This is a genomic window from Streptomyces albireticuli, from assembly GCF_021228125.1.
Lineage (GTDB): Bacteria > Actinomycetota > Actinomycetes > Streptomycetales > Streptomycetaceae > Streptomyces > Streptomyces albireticuli.
Genome location: NZ_JAJQQS010000076.1, coordinates 1 through 1378, shown reverse-complemented (window position 1 = coordinate 1378; position 1378 = coordinate 1). Strand labels below are relative to the sequence as shown.

The window sequence follows — 1378 nt, the reverse complement described above, 5'->3', positions numbered from 1 at the left end:
CCAAGCGACCCCGCAATTGTTAGCGGCGCGAAATCCCCCTGGCAAAGATGTGACCTACTACCCCCCATCGTTCACACCAGCCCACACCACCCCCACCCAAACGCCCGACATGTCCGATTTCGGGGGTCACGGAAACCACTACCCCCACTCGTAGGTGACCTGGGTCCCATGCCCCACCTCACACCCCACCCACCCTCAGTGACCACGCACTCGTCGACAGTGACCAGAATGTGGGAGTCCCACGACCCGGAGAGATCTCGCCCGGAGAGCGTTCCTCGGCCTCGGCCTCGGCCTCGACCCTTCCTGACCCGCCCACCGCCCCGCCCCCTCCGCTACCGCCTCACGTCACGCCTCAGCGGCAGTCACCGCGAGGACCACCAGGTCGACGCGGTGACGGCGGTGAAGCCCAGCGACTCGTACAGCGGCCGTCCGAGCCGCGAGGCGGTCAGCGTTACCGGAAGGTCCGCCATGGGCGCGAGCGAACCGAGCATGACTGCCCGCCCGGCGCCGCGGGAGCGGGACGCCGACGGCGTGCCGACCCAGTAGTGGCTGCCGGACCCGTCGTGGACGACGGTGACAGCGGCTCCGACCGCCTCGCTGTCGAGAACGGCGAGGAAGACGTCCACACCCGGCTGCTCGATCAGTGCCGCGGGGAACATCTCACCGGGACGGCAAGGGGTGAATCCGGTCAGCTCGAAGCCGTCGATCACGATGCGCTCGGCGGTCTCCAGCTCACGCGCCCGCCGGACTCGGATCACCTCCATCGCGGGGGCGGCGACAGGGCCGGGCGGGCGCACCATGATGGGCATCTGCCAGCTGCGCATGTCCAGAGGACTCAGGTCGGTGGAGCTGAAGGGATCCTCGATGTCCACCGGTCCGGTCGATCGGCCGGCCAGCTCGGTCAACTCGGCGAGCTCGCGTACGTCGAGGTCGGATTCCTGCAGCAAGACGCGCGTCCCGGCGCGCTCGCCGCCGAGCACGGCGAGGAAGCCGCGTCGGCGGATCACCTCGTGGCCACGGGAATCTCCGGTCGCGGCCCAGAACGCCGCGGAGTTGCGAGCCTGACGTATCGCCACGTCATCGAAGGCCGCAGGGCGATCCGGATGGTTCTGCCCGTTTCGGTCCTCGACACGAACGTCTGGGGTGGTCTGCCAAGTGTCGGCCACGGATGGCTCCTGTTCAATTGCTGTGCGATGAACCAGGCGAGAAGTCGGCTCCAGGCCCTCGTCACGCCTCCAACCTAACGACGTAATGAACCGTTCCGACTTTCCTGCCGGTGGTTTGTTGGCCGGTGATCAGCCGGCTACTGGTTCTGTGTCAGCGTAGTGTGCTGCTTCGTACTCGGTGGGACTGGTCATGCCCAGACTTGAGTGCAGTC

General features: G+C 67.3%; 1 protein-coding gene. It reads right to left on the bottom strand.

Annotated elements, in window-relative coordinates; genetic code table 11:
- Positions 1-362 precede the first annotated feature (362 nt).
- A complete protein-coding gene (locus tag LUZ64_RS36620; RefSeq protein ID WP_232399072.1) occupies positions 363-1076 on the bottom strand; it encodes a GNAT family N-acetyltransferase in 714 nt (237 codons plus the stop codon).
- Positions 1077-1378: the final 302 nt, after the last annotated feature.